The sequence below is a fragment of the Pseudomonas sp. MF4836 genome (assembly GCF_002018875.1).
Classification (GTDB): Bacteria; Pseudomonadota; Gammaproteobacteria; order Pseudomonadales; family Pseudomonadaceae; genus Aquipseudomonas.
In genome coordinates, this window is the sequence record NZ_MVOL01000030.1 from 1 (window position 1) to 17,126 (window position 17,126).

Annotated in this window: 15 protein-coding genes; 6 read left to right on the forward strand and 9 right to left on the reverse strand. The window is 62.9% G+C overall.

Translation table 11 applies throughout. From position 1 onward, the window contains the following. Positions 1-371: 371 nt before the first annotated feature. The 3 genes from MF4836_RS34125 (at position 372) to MF4836_RS34135 (ending at position 2,375) form a co-directional block, all read left to right on the forward strand. The gene (locus MF4836_RS34125; protein WP_078474080.1) at positions 372-1,520 is read left to right on the forward strand and encodes a MalY/PatB family protein; all 1,149 of its coding nucleotides are present in this window, start codon (positions 372-374) and stop codon (positions 1,518-1,520) included. Between the two features lie 289 nt (positions 1,521-1,809). Then, positions 1,810-2,085, forward strand: a complete 276-nt coding sequence (locus MF4836_RS34130) for a hypothetical protein (protein ID WP_078474081.1) — start codon at positions 1,810-1,812, stop codon at positions 2,083-2,085. A gap of 80 nt (positions 2,086-2,165) precedes the next feature. After that, on the forward strand, positions 2,166-2,375 hold the full coding sequence (locus MF4836_RS34135; RefSeq protein ID WP_274522662.1) for a tautomerase family protein: 210 nt from the start codon (positions 2,166-2,168) through the stop codon (positions 2,373-2,375). 24 nt (positions 2,376-2,399) lie between these two features. Here MF4836_RS34135 and MF4836_RS34140 read toward each other — a convergent pair whose 3' ends face one another. The 7 genes from MF4836_RS34140 to MF4836_RS34170 all read right to left on the reverse strand — a co-directional run bounded on the left by MF4836_RS34140 (position 2,400) and on the right by MF4836_RS34170 (position 9,990). Further along, a complete protein-coding gene (locus MF4836_RS34140) occupies positions 2,400-3,218 on the reverse strand; it encodes a pyrroline-5-carboxylate reductase family protein (protein WP_078474083.1) in 819 nt (272 codons plus the stop codon). A 126-nt stretch (positions 3,219-3,344) separates the two neighbouring features. Then, entirely contained in the window at positions 3,345-3,818 is a 474-nt protein-coding gene (locus MF4836_RS34145; protein WP_078474084.1) for a DUF4262 domain-containing protein, read from the reverse strand. 180 nt (positions 3,819-3,998) lie between these two features. Beyond that, positions 3,999-5,645: a malate dehydrogenase (quinone) gene (gene mqo / locus MF4836_RS34150; protein ID WP_078474085.1), complete on the reverse strand. Its 1,647-nt coding sequence runs from the start codon at positions 5,643-5,645 to the stop codon at positions 3,999-4,001. 350 nt (positions 5,646-5,995) lie between these two features. After that, positions 5,996-6,520 carry an alpha-ketoglutarate-dependent dioxygenase AlkB family protein gene (locus MF4836_RS34155; RefSeq protein WP_078474086.1) on the reverse strand — a complete coding sequence of 175 codons (525 nt, stop codon included), beginning with the start codon at positions 6,518-6,520 and terminating at the stop codon, positions 5,996-5,998. Positions 6,521-6,666: 146 nt separating this feature from the next. Continuing rightward, on the reverse strand, positions 6,667-7,689 hold the full coding sequence (gene dmpG / locus MF4836_RS34160; RefSeq protein ID WP_078474087.1) for a 4-hydroxy-2-oxovalerate aldolase: 1,023 nt from the start codon (positions 7,687-7,689) through the stop codon (positions 6,667-6,669). Positions 7,690-7,700: 11 nt separating this feature from the next. After that, entirely contained in the window at positions 7,701-8,639 is a 939-nt protein-coding gene (locus MF4836_RS34165) for an acetaldehyde dehydrogenase (acetylating) (RefSeq protein ID WP_078474088.1), read from the reverse strand. Between the two features lie 43 nt (positions 8,640-8,682). Beyond that, complete coding sequence (locus MF4836_RS34170) at positions 8,683-9,990, reverse strand: MFS transporter (RefSeq protein WP_078474089.1); 1,308 nt, start codon at positions 9,988-9,990, stop codon at positions 8,683-8,685. 195 nt (positions 9,991-10,185) lie between these two features. On the opposite strand from MF4836_RS34170, the gene MF4836_RS34175 reads away from it, so the two are divergent. From MF4836_RS34175 to MF4836_RS34185, 3 genes are all read left to right on the forward strand, one after another. Next, positions 10,186-11,925: an IlvD/Edd family dehydratase gene (locus tag MF4836_RS34175; RefSeq protein WP_020294811.1), complete on the forward strand. Its 1,740-nt coding sequence runs from the start codon at positions 10,186-10,188 to the stop codon at positions 11,923-11,925. Positions 11,926-12,205: 280 nt separating this feature from the next. Further along, complete coding sequence (locus tag MF4836_RS34180) at positions 12,206-12,928, forward strand: FadR/GntR family transcriptional regulator (protein WP_078474090.1); 723 nt, start codon at positions 12,206-12,208, stop codon at positions 12,926-12,928. Positions 12,929-12,986: 58 nt separating this feature from the next. After that, positions 12,987-14,381, forward strand: a complete 1,395-nt coding sequence (locus tag MF4836_RS34185; RefSeq protein ID WP_078474091.1) for an FAD-binding oxidoreductase — start codon at positions 12,987-12,989, stop codon at positions 14,379-14,381. An 89-nt stretch (positions 14,382-14,470) separates the two neighbouring features. On the opposite strand, the gene MF4836_RS34190 is transcribed toward MF4836_RS34185, so the two are convergent. Next, entirely contained in the window at positions 14,471-16,054 is a 1,584-nt protein-coding gene (locus tag MF4836_RS34190; RefSeq protein WP_078474092.1) for an aldehyde dehydrogenase (NADP(+)), read from the reverse strand. A gap of 43 nt (positions 16,055-16,097) precedes the next feature. Then, positions 16,098-17,093 carry an AraD1 family protein gene (araD1, locus tag MF4836_RS34195; protein ID WP_078474093.1) on the reverse strand — a complete coding sequence of 332 codons (996 nt, stop codon included), beginning with the start codon at positions 17,091-17,093 and terminating at the stop codon, positions 16,098-16,100. Positions 17,094-17,126 lie beyond the last annotated feature (33 nt).

A 17,126-nucleotide genomic window follows, 5' to 3' on the forward strand; every position in this document is an offset into this window, starting at 1 on the left:
GGAGATAAGTGAGTGTAGGTGATGAGGAAACAGGTGGGTAGGATGTGGTGACAGTGAAGAATGATGATATGATGATGATGATAAAAGAGAGAGGGGAACGAAGAGAGGCAAGCAGAGTGAGTCGAGGAGTGGTGGAAGGTGTAGATGAGGAAAGGTTGGTGGTTTTGTGCCACATAGCCAGGTGCGGCGGTGGTTGCACCCTGGGAGGGGGGAGGAGGGGGTTGGCTCAGGGGGGGTTTGGCCCCCCCCCCCCCCCGCAATGATTGAGATTGGGCGTCGTTACTTATTGCTCTCGCCGCAGTGTCTATACGCCGACGCGCTCGGGACCCGCTAGAATCCTGCGACTATCCGAGCAGATGAGAGCCAGGTTCATGAGCATCGATTTCGACACGGTTTACCCACGCCAAGGCACCGGAAGCACTAAATGGAGTCGCTACCCGGCGGATGTCCTGCCGATGTGGGTTGCTGATATGGATTTTGCCGTGGCGAGCGAAATCATTCAGGCCCTGCAACAGCGTCTGGAGCATCCACTGCTCGGCTACAGCGTGGCCCGCGATGAAGTGCGCGAGGCGATAGTGGCTGACTTGTGGAGCAAGTACGCCTGGCGGGTGCAGCCCGATGAGTTACTGTTTCTACCCGGCGTCGAGCCCGGGTTCAATATGGCATTGCGGGGTTTTGTCGAGCCGGGGCAGACGGTGGTGGTGCAGACGCCCAATTACCGTCCGCTGCGCATGGCGCCAGATAACTGGAACTTGCCAAAAATTGAACTGGCCTTCGAGCGCGACGCTCAAGGTGATTACCTCACGCCTCTGCCGGCCCTGCGCCAGGCTCTGCATGGCGCGGGCGCACTGCTGTTGAGCAACCCGCACAACCCGCTGGGCAAAGTCTTTCCGCGGGAAGAGTTGCTGGACGTGGCCAACGCCTGCCTGGAACAGGGCGCGCTGATCATCTCCGATGAAATCCACGCTGAACTCTGCTTCGACGGGCGCCGACATATCCCCACGGCGTCCCTGAGCCCGGAGATTGCCAAGCGCACCATCACCCTGATGTCGGCCAGCAAGGCTTACAACATTGCCGGGATGAAAACCTGCTTCGCCATCATTCAGGATCGATCCACCCGTGAACGCTTCAACAATGCCCGGGCCGGCATGGTCGATAGCGTCAGCCCCCTGGGGCTGGAAGCCACCCTCGCCGCCTACAGCCACGGTGGCCCCTGGCTGAAGGCCCTGATCGAGTATCTGCAAGCCAACCGTGACTACCTGTTGCACGCCGTGCAGACCCGTCTGCCGGGCGTGGTGATGCACGCGCCGCAAGGTACTTATCTGGCCTGGCTCGACTGCAGCACACTGGGCCTGGACGATCCCCATGGCTTCTTCCTCAGCCAGGCAAAAGTCGGCCTGAGCGCCGGCCTGGAATTTGGCGACGATTGCGGCCAGTTTGTGCGCCTGAATTTCGGCTGCCCGCGAGCCCTGCTCGAGGAAGGGATCCAGCGCATGGAGCGCAGCCTGCAACAACGTTGAGTGAAGCCCGGCGGGGAGGTGCAATGCCTCCTCGCACACGGGTCAGCGCCTGATTTATCCAGGCTCAGCTCCCCCGCCCCATGGAAATCAGACAATTCGTAGACAGCATAAGGATTGGTCTTATTCCCAGGTCTACGCCAGTTCCGCGAGCATGTAGCGCTCATTCACTCCGTGCCAACGAATGTCCGGGCCGCTCTGTAGCAGGCCAATTCAAGCATCCCTGTCATCGATGTCGATGACCGGCCATCTCTCGGAGTACGCCCATCACCCCCACTGGACGAAGCAGTCTATGGAAGTTACCAACAACTGGTTCACCCACAGTCATGCCCAGCATGATGTGTACCTGATGATTGTGTGTGAACCGGGCCAGGACCGTTCGGCATTCAGTTATGTGGGACGGGTCAACTGCAAGGGCCATCATCCCTGCTACGCCTTGCGCTTCAGCTCGCCGCCCTTCGGCCATGACTACCTGTCCGCCGTTGCCGCACTTGAAGCGGGCTTGGCCCACAGCCATGCGATTATCGAGCGCTGGACCAGCCAAAGCCTTTGCTACTGCGCACGCTAGCGTGTAAAAAACTTCAGTCGCCGAGCCGAGCGCCCCTCGGGCGATGCAAGGTGCCGGACAGCCGCATCACCGCCCTTTCACTGAAGGAAACTCACCCGATGCCTTATATCAATCTGCAAATCACCAAGGGTGCCTCGCGCGAGCAGAAGGCCCAACTGGTCAAGGAGTTCACCGACTCCCTGGTGCGGATCCTGGGCAAGAAGCCCGAACAGACCCATATCGTGATTCAGGAGATCGACCCGCAGGACTGGGGCTTTCGTGGCTTGTTGAGCGACGAGCCCGAAGACTAGGCCTTATACGGCATCCGCCCGAGCTCACTCGGTTGGATCATCCGCCGCCGAAGCCTGCATGGCGGCGGCCGCACCGAGCGCAGCGTCCAGGCCGGCATTGACTGAGCGCACGAAACCCGCGCTGCTCATCCCTTCCAGACCTGCCGCAGTGACGCCTCGATAGCTGCGCAATGCATCCAGCAACTGCTCGGGGCGGTACGTGTCCAGTAACTGGCTAGCGTCCATCACCACTGCATCCACCGCCCGCCGGGCAATGGCTTTGGGTAGCCCCTGGGCCAGGGCATGCTCGAACATGGCCTGGGCCAACAGCGCCGGATACGCCGGGCCAGTCCCCACCAGCGCACTCAAATAGTTGAGGTCGGCTTCAGTGAAGACTTCGTCGGCGCCACCACAGGTTTCAAACAAGCACTGGGTAAAGGCTTTCTGCTCGGGTGTCACACTCGCGGTCGCCAACCAGGGGGTATAGGACTTGCCGATTTCAGCCGCCGCATTGGGCATGGCGCGAATCACCTGGGAGCAGCCGGTGTGACGCACCAGGCTGGCCATGGAGACCCCGGCCATCAGCGAAATCACCAAGCGCTGCACGCCGTCAAAACTGACCGCGGGAAACTGCTCGGGGCGTACCGCGACAATAATGACCTGGCACTGCTCCAGCAGCTCCTGGTTACTGCGGGTCATGCGCACCTGCGGCCACCGGGCATGCAGCGCCAGCTCACCGGTGGAACGGCTCGACAGAATCAAGGCCCGAGGTTGGACAAAGGCTGTTTCAAGCATCGATTGCGCAAGCGAACGGCCAAGCCATCCGCTGCCACCGATAATGCCAATCGTGGGTTCGCCGAACATAGTGCCTGCCTTTCAGTCGGTCATGGCGCGATCCTAGAGGCTCGCCCCCCGCCCGGCAAGAATAAATGTACAGCAGCGTCCACCTTGTTGACACCGCTGTACATTGATCCCTGAGGCATACCGCTATCAGTGATTCAGTGGTTCGCCGAGCACGGGCTGGGCCGCCCTGAACTGCGGATGAGCATCGGCATCCCACGGAAAGAGACCACTGCGCGACGGCCAGACCACCTGGTACAGAGGGAAGTCATTGCCTTCGTAGTACCAGCGGGCAAAACCCACGAACTCGCGGTAGTGGGCCTTGGGCACCGGCACAAAGCAGCATGAATACCCCTCCAGCAAGGCGTCGGTGGGTTTATTCAGGTCAATCGGTTCGCCATCGCGCAGCGCCTGGCCGACGATATTCAGCAGTTGCTGCCCAAGGCGCGATGGCACGCCGAAGATGATCAGCTCCGGATGTTTGAAGGTTTCAAACAGACCCACAGTGAAGCTGTAGGCTGGCTCCTCGCCCTCTTCCAGAATGCCTACGCAATGCCAGCCGAATTCGGCCACATCGCCCAATAGCTTGCGCTCGCCCGCGTCCGTGCCAACCGTCCTGACCATGATCCTGCCTTCGATAATTCAGAGGGTCGGCATTTTGCCACAGCTGTGCCAGGCCGCGCCGGCAACCTGACCCGGCAAGCCCGCTGGATGGCCAATTCAGAAAAAAACGGCGAAAAAAAACGCCACTCCGAGGAGTGGCGCTTTCATCGCTGGGAGTCGAACGACCGGCCCCGGCGTTTCTTACAGGGCCAAATCCGACGCAGGGTTGCTTGGCTGCTCAGCCTTGGGCTTGGCAGCGGCATCCTGAGGAGCGGCAATGTTGCCGATCGCCGGTGGCGGGTCGAGTTGCAGGACCTTGGCGGTGTACGCCCACTCTTGAGCCACGCGCTCAGGGCTGACGTTCAGCGCAGTGCCATAGCTCGGGACGATCTGGTGCAGCTTCTCTTGCCAGGCTGGGGAGGCAACCTTGTCCTTGAAGACCTTTTCCAGCACGTTCAGCATGATCGGTGCAGCGGTGGAGGCGCCTGGCGATGCACCCAGCAGGCCGGCAATGCTGCCGTCCTTGGAAGCAACGATCTCGGTGCCCAGCTTGAGCACGCCGCCCTTCTCTTCATCACGCTTGATGATCTGTACGCGCTGGCCGGCTTGCCACAGGCGCCAGTCTTGCTGCTTGGCTTGTGGGAAGTATTCCTTCAGCGCATTGAAACGGTCTTCGTCCGACAGCATCAGCTGGCCGGCCAGGTATTCCACCAACGGGTACTGCTCGACGCCGACTTTGGTCATCGGCCAGATGTTGTGGGTGGTGGTGCTGGTCAGCAGGTCGAAGTACGAGCCTTCCTTGAGGAACTTGGTGGAGAAGGTCGCGAATGGGCCAAACAGGATGACCCGCTTGCCGTCCAGCACGCGGGTGTCCAGGTGCGGAACCGACATCGGCGGCGCGCCAACCGATGCCTTGCCATAGGCCTTGGCCAGGTGCTGCTCGGCGATCGTCGGGTTATCGGTTACCAGGAACGAGCCGCCCACAGGGAAGCCGGCGTATTCGCGCGCTTCTTCGATGCCCGACTTCTGCAGCAGGTGCAAGGCACCGCCACCCGCGCCGATAAACAGGAACTTGGCGTCGGTCTTGGTTTCGCTACCGTCTTTCAGGTTCTTGTAGGTCACGCGCCACGAACCGTCTTCGTTGCGGGCGATGTCACGCACTTCGCTCGACAGCTTCAGGGCGAAGTTCGGTTTGGTCTGCAGGTGGGCAACGAACTGGCGCGTGATCTCGCCGAAGTTGACGTCAGTGCCGATCGGCGACCAGGTGGCTGCGACCTTCTGCTGCGGATCGCGCCCTTCCATCATCAGCGGGACCCATTTCTTGATCTGCACCGGGTCTTCGGAGTACTGCATGCCGGCGAACAGCGGGCTGGCCTGCAATGCCTCGTAGCGCTTCTTGAGGAAGGTGATGTTGTCGTCACCCCACACAAAGCTCATGTGCGGCGTGGAGTTGATGAACGAGCGCGGGTTTTTCAGGACATTTTGCTGAACCTGCCAGGCCCAGAACTGACGGGAAATCTGAAAGGCTTCGTTGATCTCGATCGCCTTGGGGATTTCGACCTTGCCGTTCTTGTCTTCTGGCGTGTAGTTCAGCTCAGCCAGGGCCGAGTGACCGGTGCCGGCGTTGTTCCAGCCGTTCGAGCTTTCTTCGGCGACGCCGTCGAGACGCTCGACCATTTCCATCGACCACTCCGGCTCCAGCTCATTGAGCCAGACCCCCAGGGTCGAACTCATGATGCCGCCGCCGATCAGCAGCACATCGACTTTCTTCGGTTCAGCCGCGTACGAGGACGAAAGCCCCAGCGACATAGCCAGGCCCAACAGAGCCGTGTTCACCTTTTTCAACATACTGTAGTACCTACGATAGAACGCCATCCGCCCTTCCAACCCTGATCACAAGCCACCCGGCTCACGGTATGGCAGCCGCCGGGACCTGCGTGTTCAGAAGATATGGAGGGTGGGCACACAAGGCCGACATGCAGCTCGACCCCACTTTTATATCGCTCTTGTGCTGACTTCTTATTCGTATTGGCTTCAGCGACGGGAGTGACACTGTTTTTCTGTTGCTATGTCATCGGGACGCAGGACATAAACAGTTCGACTCACCCCATAGACAGGATGAATCGATTCACCTGAAATAATATCATTACAGCATCAGCTGTGTCTTGGCTCGGCGATAGGCCGGCCGCAGGCCGCCTTCACTGGCTGTCGAGCAGACGAAACGACAGGCTGATGCGCTCCCCGGCATCCGGGGCCTTGGGAATTGCGTGCAGCCATTGCGTCTGCACCGCATCGGACATGTAGAGCATCGAGCCACTGCCCAGCAGATAGGAAAACTCCAGGCTGCGGTCCTGCTTGTGGCGGTAGACGATAGGCCGCGCACAGCCCAGGGACACGATCGCGACCCCGGTGCCTTCGACCATCTGCTCTTTGGCATCGGAGTGAAAGCCCATGGACGAGCTGCCATCCGGGTAGTAATTGATCAGGCAATTGTTCGGTCGAAAGCCCAGTTGCTGCTCAATCAGGCTGCACAACCGCTCCAGTTCCTCGGGCATCGGCTGGGCTGGGTAAGTGATCTGCGAATAATCGTACGGTGCACCGAAACTGGCGGTCTTGCGCGCACGCATGCGCTCGTCCCATTGCACCGATTGCTGCAGGCCTTCGAACAACGCCTGCGGGTCGGGAATGAAATCGGTAAACAGCTCAATGTTCGGAGGAGTCATGGCAACGCGGCTCTGGGTGGTGGAATCAGCGACCGGCAGTCTAACCCGGACGGCGTCGCACACGAACCCGTGCCCCACAAAAACGCCACCCCAAGGAGTGGCGCTGTTGCTGGGCCAGGGCTGGAAAAACCGCCCGCGTCAGGTGCTCAAGCCTTTTTCAGCAGGTCCAGGGCGACGTCGACAATCATGTCTTCCTGGCCGCCGACCATGCGCCGCTTGCCCAACTCCACCAGGATGTCCACGGTCTTCAGGCCATAGCGTGCGGCCGCCAGCTCGGCGTGGCGCAAGAAGCTCGAATAGACCCCGGCATAACCCAGGGCCAGGGATTCCCGATCGACCCGCACCGGGCGATCCTGCAACGGCCGCACCAAATCATCCGCGGCGTCCATCAAGGTGTAGAGGTCAGCGCCGTGGTTCCAGCCCAGGCGCTCGGCGGCGGCGATAAACACCTCCAGCGGCGCGTTGCCGGCACCCGCGCCCATCCCGGCGAGGCTGGCGTCGATCCGGTCGCAGCCCTCCTCCACCGCAGTGATGGAGTTGGCCACGCCCAGGGACAGGTTGTGGTGGGCATGCATGCCGGTTTCAGTCTCGGGCTTGAGCACCGCCTTGAACGCGCGAAAACGCTCGCGCACATCCTGCATGGTCATCGCCCCGCCGGAGTCGGCCATGTACACACAGGTCGCGCCGTAGCTTTCCATCAGCTTGGCCTGCTGCGCCAGGTGCTCGGGCGCGATCATGTGGCTCATCATCAGGAAGCCCACGGTGTCCATGCCCAGTTCCCGGGCGAATTCGATGTGCTGCCTGGACACATCGGCTTCGGTGCAATGGGTGGCGACCCGCACCACCCGCGCACCGGCGTCGTAGGCGGCCTTGAGGTCGTGCACGGTGCCGATGCCCGGCAGCAGCAAGGTAGCGATCTTGGCGTGGCTGATGACATCGGCCGCTGCTTCGATCCATTCCAGGTCGGTGTGGGCGGCGAAGCCGTAGTTGAAGCTCGACCCCTGCAGGCCGTCGCCGTGGGCGACTTCAATGCTGTCGACCCGGGCCAGGTCCAGGGCGCGGGCAATGTCCTGCACGTTCTTGATCGAGTACTGATGGCGCACCGCGTGGCTGCCATCGCGCAGGGTCACATCGGAGATGTACAGTTTTTTACCGGGGTTGAAGGTCATCACGGTTCTCCTCAGGCCTTGAGCATCGACTGGGCCATGCGCTCGGCAGTGGCCAGGGCGGCCGAGGTCATGATGTCGAGGTTGCCGGCATAGGCCGGCAGGTAATGGGCGGCGCCTTCGACTTCAAGGAAGATCGAGGTCTTGAGCCCACTGAAGGCGCCCAGGCCCGGGATGTGCAGCGGGGCTTCGGGGCTGATCACTTCGAACTGCACCTGTTGCTTGAGCCGATAGCCCGGCACATAAGCCTGCACTGCCGCCGCCATTTCACTGATCGAGGCTTCGACCAGCCCCTGGTCGGCAGCCTCGGACAGCACGAACACCGTGTCGCGCATCATCGGCGGCGGTTCGGCCGGGTTCATCACGATGATTGCCTTGCCCCGGGTCGCGCCGCCAATGGCTTCAATGGCACGCGAGGTGGTTTCGGTGAACTCGTCGATATTGGCGCGAGTGCCGGGGCCGGCCGACTTGCTGGCAATCGAGGCGACAATTTCCGCGTAGTGCACCTTGGCCACCCGCGACACGGCCGCGACCATGGGAATGGTCGCCTGGCCGCCACAGGTCACCATATTGACGTTGAGCCGGTCGAGGTTCTGCTCCAAGTTCACCACCGGCACGCAGTATGGGCCGATGGCCGCCGGGGTCAGGTCGATCAGGCGGATGCCCGGCTTGACCGAACGCAAAAATGCATCGTTCTTGACGTGGGCGCCGGCACTGGTGGCGTCGAACACAAAGTCGATATCGGCAAACTCCGGCAAGCGCACCAGGCCTTCGATGCCCTCATGGGTCACGGCGACCCCAAGCCGGGCAGCGCGGGCCAGGCCGTCAGAGGCCGGGTCGATACCGACCATGGCGCCCATTTCCAGGAACCTGGCGTTGCGCATCACCTTGATCATCAGGTCGGTGCCGATATTACCCGGACCTACGATCGCGACTTTCAGTTTTCTACTCATGCAAATACTCCAGGACGGCGGGCATCCGTGCCCGCCTGAACGATCAGGTGGCCTGTTCCAGCGCGGCGGAACGCGCGGCCGAGGCTTTCTTTTCCAGTTGGGTGTAGACGATGTAGGTCAGGACCACGCCGCTCAGCATCACCGCCGAAAGGAAGTACAGGCCCGAGGACAAGGTGCCGGTGTATTCCTTGAGGGCGCCGATCCCGAACGGACCGATGTAGCCGCCCAGGTTGCCGAACGAGTTGATCAAGGCGATGCCCGCCGCCGCCGTGGCCCCGGACAGGAAGCGCCCCGGCAAGACCCAGAAGATCGCCGTCACCGAGAACAGACTGAACGCGGTCAGGCACAACGCCGCCAGTTGCATCCCCGGCACTGTCAGCCAGGCACTGAGGAACAGGCCCAGGGCACCGAGGATGTAGAGCACGGTGAGGTGGCCATATCGGTCATTGAGGCGATCGGAACTGCGCGGCACCAGCAGCAGGCCGATCACCCCGAACACATAGGGAATCGCCGAGATAAAACCGGTGCTCAGGTCACTGCCGCCAAACTGATGCACCAGGGTCGGCAGCCACAGGCTCAGGCCGTAGGTGCTCAGGGTGCTCGGCAGGTACAACAGGGCCAGGATCAGCACCCGGCGGTCGGTCAGTGCCCGCAGCGGGTTGGTGTGTTCGGTCTGGCCATATTCCTTGCGGTCCTTGTCCAATTCGCCAAGCAGCCACTGGCGATCGGCCTCGGCCAGCCAGCGGGCATCCTTGGGGGTGTCGGGCAGGATCTTCAGGGTCGGCCATGCCAACACGATGGCCGGAATACCGATGGTGATAAACAGCCATTGCCAGCCCGCCAGGCCACCGATGCCATTCATGCCCAGCAACCAGCCCGCCAGTGGCCCGGTGACCATCAACGCGATCGGTTGCGAAAGGATAAAGAAGCCCAGCACCTTGCCCCGGTTGCGCACCGGGAACCAGCGGGTGATGTAGTACAGCACGCCCGGGAAGAACCCGGCCTCCGCCGCACCCAGCAGGAAACGCATCACATAGAAGCTGTAGGGCCCGGTGACGAATGCCATGCCCACGGTGATCAGGCCCCAGGTAATCAGGATCCGCGCGAACCAGCGGCGCGCGCCAAAGCGCTCGAGCAACAGATTGCTCGGGACTTCAAAGATGAAGTAGCCGATGAAGAACAGGCCCGCACCAAAGCCGTAAGCCATATCGCTGAGGCCGATGTCGGCGTTCATGTGCAATTTGGCGAAGCCCACCGCAGAGCGGTCGATGAAGGCAACGAGGTACAGCAGGATCAGGAAGGGAATCAACCTGAGCGTCAACGTGCGAATGATCCGAGCTTCCGGATTCATAGTCTTCTCCAAATTGTTTTTGTTATGGGGTCGTCAGCCCCCGACCGATCCCAGCGTCGAATGCGCTCGGTGTCGATCAGGTGGAGAGACAATATAGTAATACTATTTAACGCACAACGATTTCAAAAAGGCTTTTTATCGGGTAGATTTGGCAAAACAGCCTGCAATTAGTCATACAATAAGAGTGACCGCACCATGACCGATAAAAAAGTACCCCTGCGTTCCGCCCAATGGTTCGGCACCGCCGACAAGAACGGCTTCATGTACCGCAGCTGGATGAAGAACCAGGGCATCCCGGACCATGAGTTCCAGGGCAAGCCGATCATTGGCATCTGCAACACCTGGTCCGAGCTGACCCCGTGCAACGCCCACTTTCGCAAGATCGCCGAACACGTGAAAAAAGGGGTGCTGGAGGCCGGTGGCTTCCCGGTGGAATTCCCGGTGTTCTCCAGCGGCGAATCCAACCTGCGCCCCACCGCCATGCTCACGCGCAACCTGGCCAGCATGGACGTCGAGGAAGCCATTCGCGGCAACCCGGTGGACGGCGTGGTGCTGCTGACCGGCTGTGACAAAACCACCCCGGCCCTGCTGATGGGTGCTGCCAGCTGCGACGTGCCGGCGATCGTGGTCACCGGCGGGCCGATGCTCAATGGCAAACATAAAGGCAAGGACATCGGTTCCGGGACCGTGGTCTGGCAAATGCACGAAGCCTATAAAGGCGGGCAGATCAGCCTCGACGAATTCCTCTCCGCCGAAGCCGGAATGTCGCGCTCGGCCGGCACCTGCAACACCATGGGCACCGCTTCGACCATGGCCTGCATGGCCGAAGCGCTGGGCACCTCGTTGCCGCACAACGCGGCGATCCCGGCGGTGGATTCGCGCCGTTATGTGCTGGCCCACCTTTCAGGCATGCGCATCGTCGACATGGTCCGCGAAGACCTGCGCCTGTCGAAGATCCTGACCAAGGCCGCGTTCGAAAACGCGATCCGGGTCAACGCCGCCATCGGTGGCTCGACCAACGCCGTGATCCACCTCAAGGCCATTGCCGGGCGCCTGGGCGTCGAGCTTGACCTTGAAGACTGGACCCGCATCGGCCGCGGCACCCCGACCATCGTCGACATGCAGCCTTCCGGGCGCTTCCTGATGGAAGAGTTCTACTACGCCGGCGGCCTGCCCGCGGTGATTCGCCGCCTGGGCGAAGCCGGCCTGCTGCCCAACCCGGACGCTCTGACTGCCAATGGCCAGAGCCTCTGGAAAAACTGCCAGGCGTCGCCGCAATACAACGACGAAGTGATTCGCCAGATCGACAACCCGCTGGTGGCCGATGGCGGGCTGTGCATCCTGCGCGGCAACCTGTCGCCACGGGGTGCGGTGCTCAAGCCTTCGGCCGCGACCCCGGCGCTGATGCAGCATCGCGGCCGGGCGGTGGTGTTCGAGAACTTCGACGACTACAAGGCGCGCATCGCCGACCCCGAACTGGACGTCGACGAAACCTGCATCCTGGTCCTGAAGAACGCCGGGCCCAAGGGTTACCCGGGCATGGCCGAAGTCGGCAACATGGGCTTGCCGCCCAAGGTCCTGGCCAAGGGCGTGACCGATATGGTGCGCATCTCCGACGCCCGCATGAGCGGCACGGCCTATGGCACCGTGGTTCTGCACGTGGCGCCGGAAGCTGCTGCCGGCGGGCCTCTGGCCGCGGTGCGCAACGGTGATTTCATCGAGCTCGACTGTGCCGGCGGCCGCCTGCACCTGGACATCAGCGACGAAGAACTGCAAGCGCGCCTCAGCGACCTGAAGCCGGACACCAGCGCCAAGATCTTCTCCAGCGGCTATAGCCGGCTGTATGTCGACCACGTGCTGCAAGCCGACGAAGGCTGCGACTTCGACTTCCTGGTCGGCTGCCGCGGCTCCGAGGTGCCTCGCCACTCCCATTGACCCGTAACCCTGTAGCCACTGCCGAACCTGCGAGGCTGCGCTGGCCTTCAAACGCCACGCAATACCCCCGCTGCAACACCGGCGCCTTCAAGAACCAGCGCAGCCTCGTTCCTCGGCAGCGGCTACAGGATTTGCGACAAACCGTGGCGCTGCTGAAAACAGCACGGCGGCAGAGTATCAAAATCATCCAAACCCGCGCCGACTGTGCGGTCCATGGCGGCTGAATCCGCCAGGAGCGATGCTATGATGCACGGCATTTCGCCAGAGCAACGTTGCTGTTATGGATTACCAGACGCCCAAACCACGTAAAAGCATGCATGCCCAAATTGTCCAGGAACTGGGCATGCACATCGTTTCCGGCCGCTTCAAGCCGGAAGAGAAGCTGCCATCGGAGGCCACGTTGTGCGAGGAGTATCAGGTCAGCCGGCCGGTATTGCGCGAAGCAACCCGGGTGCTCAGCGCCAAGGGCCTGGTGTACTCCAAGCCGCGGGTCGGGACCGTGGTGCGGCCGCGTGTCGAATGGCACCTGCTGGACCCGGATGTACTGTTCTGGCAGATGCAGTCCACACCCCACAGCGAGTTCTTCAACACCCTGGCCGGGGTGCGGCGGATTCTCGAACCGGAAATCGCCGCCCTGGCAGCGTCCACCGCCACCGATGCCGACATTGCGGTCATCGAACACGCCTACCAACGCATGGAAAACGCCCAGACCCGGCAGGAGTTGCTGCAGCCGGACCTGGACTTCCATCGGGCCATCGCCGACGCAACCCACAACGACCTGCTGGCCTACATGTGCAACATGCTGTCGTTGCCGCTGCGCGAATCGATCAACGTCACCAACCTGCGCCCCAATACCCAGCAGCTCAGCCTGCCGCGGCACAAGGCGATCCTCACCGCGATCAAGAACCGCGACGCCCTGGGCGCGCGGCATGCCTCGCTGGTGCAACTCGACGACACCCGCGTCGCCCTCGATACCGTGATGAATGTCCTGACGCCGCTGTAGCGCCGCCGGGCCATGCGCCAGGGGTCGGCGACCGGGCTTTTTCCCCAAGGAGCCAGTCATGACCCCATCACACCCCCTGCCCCAAGCCTTCCTTGACGCCATGCACCAGCTGCTCGGCGATCGTTTCAGCACCGCCACCGCCGTGCGCGAGCACCACGGGCGCGACGAGTCGCTGTACGACCCGGTACTGCCGGATGCGGTGGCCTATGCCCACAGCGTCGATGACATCAGCGCCATCCTCGGCCTGTGCCATCAACACCGGGTGCCGGTGATCCCCTACGGCAGCGGCTCGTCCCTGGAAGGCCACCTGCTGGCGGTACACGGCGGCATCAGCCTCGATGTGTCGGCCATGGATCAGGTGCTGAGTTTCGAACCGCAAGACCTGAGCATCACCGTGCAACCGGGCATCACCCGCAAGGCGCTCAACGAATACCTGCGCGCCAGCGGGCTGTTCTTCCCCATCGACCCCGGTGCCGATGCCAGCATCGGCGGCATGTGCGCCACCCGGGCTTCCGGTACCAACGCCGTGCGCTACGGCACCATGCGCGAAAACGTATTGGGCCTGACTGCAGTGCTGGCCGACGGCCGGGTGATGCGCAGCGGCTCGCGGGCGAAAAAATCCTCGGCAGGCTATGACCTGGCACGGCTGTTTATCGGCAGCGAAGGCACCCTCGGCGTGATCAGTGAAATCACCCTCAAGCTGCACCCGCAACCCGAGGCCATCAGCGCCGCCGTGTGCAGCTTCGCCTCGGTCGAAGGCGCGGTGCAGACAGTGATCGAGACCATCCAGATGGGCGTGCCGGTGGCCCGTGCCGAACTGGTCGACACCTTGGCGATCCAGGCCCTGAACCGTCACTTCAAGCTGACCCTGCAAGAATCCCCGACCCTGTTCCTGGAATTCCACGGCAACGCCGCCAGCGTCGCCGAACAGGCGCAAACCGTCGAGGAGCTGGCCGACGGCAACCAGGGCACCGGCTTCCAGTGGGCCACCCAGCAGGAAGAACGCAACCGCCTGTGGAGTGCGCGGCACAACGCGTTGTTCGCCTTCCTCCAGCTCAAGCCCGGTTGCCGCGCCCTGTCCACCGATGTCTGCGTGCCGCTGTCGAAGCTCGCTGAATGTGTGGTCGGCGCCGAAAGCGACCTGCGCCAGTCCTACCTGCCGGCACCGATCTTCGGCCACGTCGGCGACGGCAACTTCCACGTCTGCCTGCTGCTCGATCCGAACAAACCCGAAGAATTGGTAGAAGCCGAACGCCTCAACCACGCCATCGTCCACCGCGCCCTGGCCGCTGGCGGCACCTGCACCGGGGAGCACGGCGTGGGCTTGCACAAAATCGATTTCATGGTCGAGGAGCACGGCCAGGTGGCCATCGACACCATGCGCGCGATCAAGCAGGCACTGGACCCGCAGAACCTGATGAACCCGGGGAAGATATTTCGCCGCCTGGGCTGATCGCCGAGCAGGCGCACCCTGGGCGTGCTCTGCAATAAAAAAGGCCGACCGTCATCAACGGTCGGCCTTTTTCGTATGGCCGGTCAGTTTCAGCTCAGGGCGTCACGGCTGCTGACGCTGTCCACCAGGCGCTGGATGCCCAGGGGGTTGGCGTTTTTCAGGGCCTCGGGCAGCAGGCTGTCCGGGTAGTTCTGGTAGCACACCGGGCGCAGGAAGCGATCGATGGCCAGGCTGCCGACCGAGGTGCCGCGCGGGTCGGAGGTGGCCGGGTAAGGACCGCCGTGGACCATGGCCTCGCAGACTTCGACGCCGGTCGGGTAGCCGTTGAGCAGCAGGCGCCCGGCCTTCTCTTCCAGCAAGCTGAGCAGGCCGCCGAAGACCTCGAGGTCCGCCGGCTCGGCGATCAGGGTCGCGGTCAGTTGCCCGCGCAGGCCGTGCAGGGCCTGGGTCAGCTCGGCCTGATCGGCCACCTCGACCACCACCGTGGTGGGGCCGAACACTTCTTCCTGCAACAACGGGTCGCCCTTGAGCAGCAGCCCGACATCGGCCTTGTACAGTTGGGCATGGGCCTGACGCCCCGTTTGCGCGGTGCCGGCCAGGTGCTCGATACCGGCATGGGCCTGCAGGTTGTCGAGGCCGTGGCAGTAGCTTTTCAGGCCGCCGGCATTGAGCAGGGTCTGCGCCGGTTGCTCATTGAACAGTGCGACCAGATGCTGCAGGAAGTCGCTGAACTGCGGCGAACGAATGCCGATCACCAGCCCCGGATTGGTGCAGAACTGCCCTGCCCCCATCACCACCGAAGCTGCCAGTTCCTTGGCGATGGTCGCGCCACGCTGCTTCAGCGCCTCAGGCAGCAGCAACATCGGGTTGATGCTCGACATCTCGGCGAACACCGGGATCGGCTGCGGGCGCGCCGCCGCCATGTCGCACAGGGCGCGACCGCCGCCCAGGGACCCGGTAAAGCCCACGGCCTGGATGGCCGGGTGCTTGACCAGCCACTCACCGACGCCCGCACCGTAGATCATGTTGAACACCCCGGCCGGCATGGCGGTTTTCTCGGCGGCGCGGATGATCGCATCGGCCACCCACTCGGCCGTCGCCATATGCCCACCGTGGGCCTTGAACACCACCGGGCAACCGGCGGCCAAGGCCGCCGCGGTATCGCCACCGGCCGTAGAGAACGCCAGGGGGAAGTTACTGGCTCCAAACACCGCCACCGGGCCCAGGCCAATGCGGTACTGGCGCAGGTCCGGCCGTGGCAGTGGCTGACGATCAGGCAACGCGCGGTCGATCCGCGCACCATAGAAGTCGCCTCGACGCAGAACCTTGGCGAACAGGCGCATCTGGCCGCTGGTGCGTCCGCGCTCACCCTGGATCCGGCCCGCCGGCAAGGCGGTTTCCTGGCACACCTGGGCGACGAATTCATCACCCAGGCCGTCGATCTCGTCGGCAATCGCTTCCAGGAACTCGGCACGACGGGCCGCCGACAGGTTGCGAAACGCCGGATAAGCAGCCTTGGCCGCCAGGGCTGCGGCGTCGACTTCGGCCTCGGTGGCCTGATAAAAATCGAATGGCAGGGCCTCGCCGGTGGTGGCGTCATGGCTGTGCAGGGTGACCTTGCCTGCGGCGCTGCGGGTGCCTGCGATGTAGTTTTGACCGCTGATGCGCGTCATCTGTTGCTCCTTGACCTGATAGAGGGAGGATAAGTGAACGGGCTCAAAGTGCCCTGACCGCCCCTGGCGCCAGGGGTTCGGCCTGCGCGGCAATCCCGTTGCGCAAGGGCGCGCCGAACTCGCTCATTTCGATCTCGAACGTGTCGCCCGGCCGAGCCGCGATCCCGTCGGCGAACGACAGGGTGGCGGTGCCGAAATAATGCACGTGCACATCACCGGCCCGCAGGAACTGCGCGTACTTGAAATGGTGGTATTCGAGGTTTTCCAGGCTGTGGCACATGTTCTCCTCGCCCGAGAGGAACTCCTTCTCCCACAGCACCTGGCCAGCGCGATGGATGCGGCGGAAGCCCGACAGGTGCCTGGGCAGCTCGCCCAGGCGCAATTCCGGGCCGTAGGCACAGCGGCGCAACTTGGAGTGCGCCAGGTACAGGTAGCTGCGGCGCTCCAGCACATGGTCGGAAAACTCGTTGCCCAGGGCATAACCCAGGCGATACGGCAGGCCGTCGTGGCCGATGACATAAAGGCCGACCAGTTCCGGTTCTTCGCCGGCGTCTTCAGCAAAGGTCGGCACGGCAAAGTCCGCGCCCGGGCGCACGACAATGCTGCCATCGCCCTTGTAGAACCATTCCGGTTGCGCCCCGACCTTGCCGCTGCCCGGCTTGCCGCCTTCGACGCCCCATTTGAACATGCGCAGGGTGTCGGTCATGGTCGACTCATCCTGGGCCTTCTGCTGGTGCATCTTGTCCCGGGTCGAGGCGCTGCCCAGGTGGGTCAGGCCGGTGCCGCTGACCAGGCAATGGGCCGGGTCGACGTGGTCCAGCGGTGGCAGCACGCGGCCGTCCTGCAGCAGCTGCGCGTACAGCGGGCCGGCTTGGCTGCCCTGTTGCAGCACCTGCTCCTGCAGGCTGCGACCCGCGGCAATCGCCGCCAGGGCCAGCTCGCGGGTGGAACTCGCCTGGTTCACGGTGAGGATTCGCTCACCTTCGACAATGCCGACGTGGCGTTCACCGGTGGTGCTCTCAAACTGAATCAATCGCATGGCAGGGGCCTTCTTTGGGCAGGAGTTTGTTAG

Excerpts from the sequence above, each read along its gene's own strand:
- MF4836_RS34125 (WP_078474080.1), top strand. The coding sequence starts at position 372 with ATGAGCATCGATTTCGACACGGTTTACCCACGCCAAGGCACCGGAAGC.
- MF4836_RS34130 (WP_078474081.1), top strand. The coding sequence starts at position 1,810 with ATGGAAGTTACCAACAACTGGTTCACCCACAGTCATGCCCAGCATGAT.
- MF4836_RS34140 (WP_078474083.1), bottom strand. The coding sequence starts at position 3,218 with ATGTTCGGCGAACCCACGATTGGCATTATCGGTGGCAGCGGATGGCTT.
- MF4836_RS34145 (WP_078474084.1), bottom strand. The coding sequence starts at position 3,818 with ATGGTCAGGACGGTTGGCACGGACGCGGGCGAGCGCAAGCTATTGGGC.
- mqo (WP_078474085.1), bottom strand. The coding sequence starts at position 5,645 with ATGTTGAAAAAGGTGAACACGGCTCTGTTGGGCCTGGCTATGTCGCTG.
- MF4836_RS34155 (WP_078474086.1), bottom strand. The coding sequence starts at position 6,520 with ATGACTCCTCCGAACATTGAGCTGTTTACCGATTTCATTCCCGACCCG.
- dmpG (WP_078474087.1), bottom strand. The coding sequence starts at position 7,689 with ATGACCTTCAACCCCGGTAAAAAACTGTACATCTCCGATGTGACCCTG.
- MF4836_RS34165 (WP_078474088.1), bottom strand. The coding sequence starts at position 8,639 with ATGAGTAGAAAACTGAAAGTCGCGATCGTAGGTCCGGGTAATATCGGC.
- MF4836_RS34170 (WP_078474089.1), bottom strand. The coding sequence starts at position 9,990 with ATGAATCCGGAAGCTCGGATCATTCGCACGTTGACGCTCAGGTTGATT.
- MF4836_RS34175 (WP_020294811.1), top strand. The coding sequence starts at position 10,186 with ATGACCGATAAAAAAGTACCCCTGCGTTCCGCCCAATGGTTCGGCACC.
- MF4836_RS34180 (WP_078474090.1), top strand. The coding sequence starts at position 12,206 with ATGGATTACCAGACGCCCAAACCACGTAAAAGCATGCATGCCCAAATT.
- MF4836_RS34185 (WP_078474091.1), top strand. The coding sequence starts at position 12,987 with ATGACCCCATCACACCCCCTGCCCCAAGCCTTCCTTGACGCCATGCAC.
- MF4836_RS34190 (WP_078474092.1), bottom strand. The coding sequence starts at position 16,054 with ATGACGCGCATCAGCGGTCAAAACTACATCGCAGGCACCCGCAGCGCC.
- araD1 (WP_078474093.1), bottom strand. The coding sequence starts at position 17,093 with ATGCGATTGATTCAGTTTGAGAGCACCACCGGTGAACGCCACGTCGGC.